The organism is Flavobacterium sp. (genome assembly GCF_044368625.1).
GTDB lineage: Bacteria > Bacteroidota > Bacteroidia > Flavobacteriales > Flavobacteriaceae > Flavobacterium.
This window is the reverse complement of sequence record NZ_JBIPPD010000371.1, coordinates 1-3,823: the sequence shown is the minus strand read 5'-3', so window position 1 is coordinate 3,823 and position 3,823 is coordinate 1. Positions and strand designations below refer to the sequence as shown.

Annotated in this window: 2 protein-coding genes; both read right to left on the bottom strand. The window is 52.9% G+C overall.

All coding sequences use genetic code 11. The annotated features are described in order from the left end of the window. Nucleotides 1-2,122: hypothetical protein (locus ACIQ2X_RS17035; RefSeq protein ID WP_396180222.1), on the bottom strand; the 2,122-nt coding region annotated here is incomplete at its 3' end. Between the two features lie 175 nt (nucleotides 2,123-2,297). Beyond that, nucleotides 2,298-3,823, bottom strand: a 1,526-nt coding sequence (locus ACIQ2X_RS17030; protein ID WP_396180221.1) for a hypothetical protein, incomplete at its 5' end; no start/stop codon positions are given.

Below are 3,823 nucleotides of genomic sequence, written 5' to 3'. Positions count from 1 at the left end.
ACATGCCCAAACGATCGTTCGGGTTATTAGGTAGATTCTGTGGCGAGGGTGCAGTTTGCATAGGGGGTGCGCCACCTTCAACGCCACGATTCCCCTGCGATTCTGGTGCCCCACCGCCCATCTTCGGAGGCGTGCCTGCATTCGGCATCGGAGGCATCATTGGTGGGGACCAGTAGTTACGGATGTCTTCCGTGATACCACCAAGCGACATCAACTGTCCGAGAACTGCCTGCACATTGACACCGGGAACCGACATCAGCTTGCCGACGATGTCGGGGAATGCCGACCAGAACTGCATCTTGCTCTGGAAATCAGGAGGTCCGCTGACAGCACCCTTGATTCCGATCTGGAAGTTCATCGACAACTGCTCTGCCGACATGGCGAGCCACACTGCGTTCATCCCGCACTGTGCCTTGATGTTGTCTTCGGGGAATACCTTGATTGCAACCTGAGCCATCCATTCGAGGATGTCACTCAGTGTGCGATCCATCAGCGACTGACGGCGACTTGTTGCTTTCTGCATGCCCTGATTTGCGAGCGTGAGATCCGTGGCGACCTTGCCCTCACCTTGTACACCCATGCCCGTAAGTGGGATTGACGCGACCATCTGCATGTCCGCGACAACTTTGCTGGTGTCGTACAAGCTGGGATTGTATGGCGCACCAGCAAACTCCTTGATGTATTTCCCGATGTCGTCTGCCTTCTTAAGCATCACAGCTTGGAAGGGAGTACGACCTTCGATTGCTGCGATATCCTGCTTGTTGGCAGCACCAGCGGCAATAACAGTCCACGGATAGGATGCGCGACGACCGCCGCGATCATGCGTGCGAAGCATGTTGTATTCATCTTGCAGATCGCGCTGCAACTGAACATCGGAGATCGGTAATGCCTTGCCAGATACGCGATTAAAGTAAATCGGGAACAGACTAAAGGGATTTGCACCGACAGCACTCAGAGTCTCGTTGACCAAGAACCGTCCAATGCCATCGACGAAGACGTAGCGACGACCCTGAACACGATGTTCCATAGTCCACACTGCACAGCGATCGTTGAGAACCGATGTCTCAAGCTCTGGGCGATCAGTCGGAGAATAGACACTCCAACGACGTTCGATCTTGCTTCCCTTGGAAGAATACAGATTGATCTTCCTCCACTCGTCGGCATCGAGCTTGAACTTCGCAGAAATCTGTTCCTGCGTCATGAAGACGCGATAGGCCAACCATTCGCCCTTGCGAAGATCCTCGGGGCGGGAGATAGACCAATCCCACCGAACGTCCTCTGGGAGCAACTGATCGACCGCAAAGCCGAGATAGCGAGGAAGTTCGGGGCAGCCGAGCAGATCAACGGTCTTACCGTCAATGATGGCTTGCTTCTGGATTGTACGAGGGTCCGTGGGGTCGGGGACCATTTGCACGGTCTGCATGCCGGTCATCGGATCGACAACAGTCTGCGGAATCATCGTCGGCTGAGAAAGGATCTGATCGGCCATCCACGTCTTCAACGTGTTGTCGAGATCCTTGAACTTCTGATAATCCGCGCAGTCTTCGTCGATTTCACCAGCTTCGTACTGCAACTTGAGTCGCTCGTATTCGGCAACGTTCTCCTGCTGATCGTTGAAGCGATTCTGACCAACGGGATCCTTGAAGAAATCTTCCTGCAACGATACCTTTAGCCATGCGATACCGTTTGTCTGTGCATCCTGTGCAGCACCTTCGAGAATACCAGCAAGACCAGTCTGCTTAATCTGACGATTCAGAAACAGTTCACACGTCTCAGCCATGGTGGCGAGAATAGGATCGACGACATTGCCGACCTGTGGCATCTGTTTGCACGATGCCTTCGGGTCATCAATACCAAGATTCGAGATGACGGCTTGCTGATTCTTAAGAACCTGATTAACGCACACTGAATCCTGGTCATCTTCCGCAAATACGCCGACCGACACGTATTCACGGTCAGACTGCATGCGTTCGAATGCGCCACGGAGGAAGTCCGGCGATTCGACGAGATTCGAGAACTCAGCGACAAGTGCCTTCTCAGATGCAGAATCAATATCCTCTGTCTTTTCAACAGCAGGCGATTCCGCCGCTTCGTGTGAAGTCGGCTGCTCCATGTCGTCCATTATGCGTTATCCATCACTGTGGCGAAGTAATTAGCTTTCGATTGTAGTTTTGCATTCCATATTTCGTCGCTAAATCCGTCTCTATCACCAATCGGTATCGTTTGACCGCGAACAACGATGGCGATCCCACTTGGTGATTCGACAGACTCAATTATTTCATATGGTTCATTCATGATCAGAAGCTCTGGTATCCGCCGCAGGAGAACTGAACACCACCAGTGACGCTAGCCACGGTCGTCGCGACACCCATCAGTGTAGCCGCGCTGCCCTTCAGAGGAGTCGGGAAGTAAATCGCGATCCCACCGAGAAGCCCGACAGTATTAATACGATACCGGAACAGCACCGTTGCAGTCGTACCATCGTAGACGATCAATTCGGTTGCAGCACCGAGCGCATCTGCCGAAATGGTAAGCCAAGTCATGTAGTTACGAATCGAAGCTGCACCAGCCGCCCTGACCTGTACACCAGTTGTCGAGTTGACGATGCCACCCGCTGCGCTCGCAAATGTCCAATCGTTTTCAGCCGAGCCGTAAGGCTTCTGAATTAACTGCTGTGCAGTAGTAACTCCGAGATAGGACGTATCGTTGTTGGTCAACGTCGTATCCAACGTGCTATTTACACGACCGCCAATTATAACGGGGTTGCCAGTTGCCGCAGCCGAGTGAGCGGCGGCACCAGTAACCTGACTATTCAACTGGGAGCCGAGTGTAGACATTACCGAAAGGGCGCTAGTCGTTCCGGTCTGCTCAAATCCGCTAATCTGAACTTTGTTAATGCCAATATCGACAAGGCGGAAATGGCCGATCGTCAAGCGGGTAGTGCTTGCCGGTGCAGAAACGCCATTAAACGTCGAGCAAATCAGATAAAGCTTATCCTCGACGGAGGGTAAACCATCGATACGAGATCCGCTTCCAGCAAACTGGACGGTAACAACCGTTGAAGTCGGACTCGCACTCGCGAAAGTTTCAGTTTGCCCATCGCCATATGCCTGGAGAACATGACCGATTCCACCAGTAACATCGCTAATCACCGTGGCAAGTGTATCGCCAGACGACCACCCCTTGCGCTGCGTATCGATGCCGCAAGTGGTGCCGGTGGTGCCGTTTTTGACGAAATGGATACAATTCCACCCGTAAACCGTCACGGTACCCGACGCGCTACCAGTCCACGCCTTTTGGGTCATGGTCAAGGTCAGCGTGCCGGATGTAGCACCGGCATTTAAACAATTGAAGGTGGTTACGCCGCCGCTGGCCTGAGTCAGCAAGGTCACAACGCCGTTGACAATTGCAGCCACATCAGACGAGGCCGAAACCGTCGCCGTCTCGTTAAGATTGAAAATTGGGTTTCCACCTTGGAACGTTACCGTTGCCGTGGTGGTGCTACGACTCCAGGTACAGGCGAAAATCGGGGAAAAAGTTACAAAGTTACCGCTAACGTCTGTGATCGCGTATCGACCTGGAACAGATGATGCAATCCCAGCAACCCCCCCTAGAAAGCAAGATTGACCGATGTTGTCCGAGGTGAAACCATGCTCAACCGGCATCTCAACGGTAATAGACAATCCGTCCGATGAAGTCGTGCAATTGAGATTTTCACCCTGAATGTCGGCAATGGCGATATGAAAATTTTGATTTGCAATTCGCTGCGACACCAACTGCTTGATTCGCGCAATGTGAGCACCCTGCACACACTCCGCGCTGC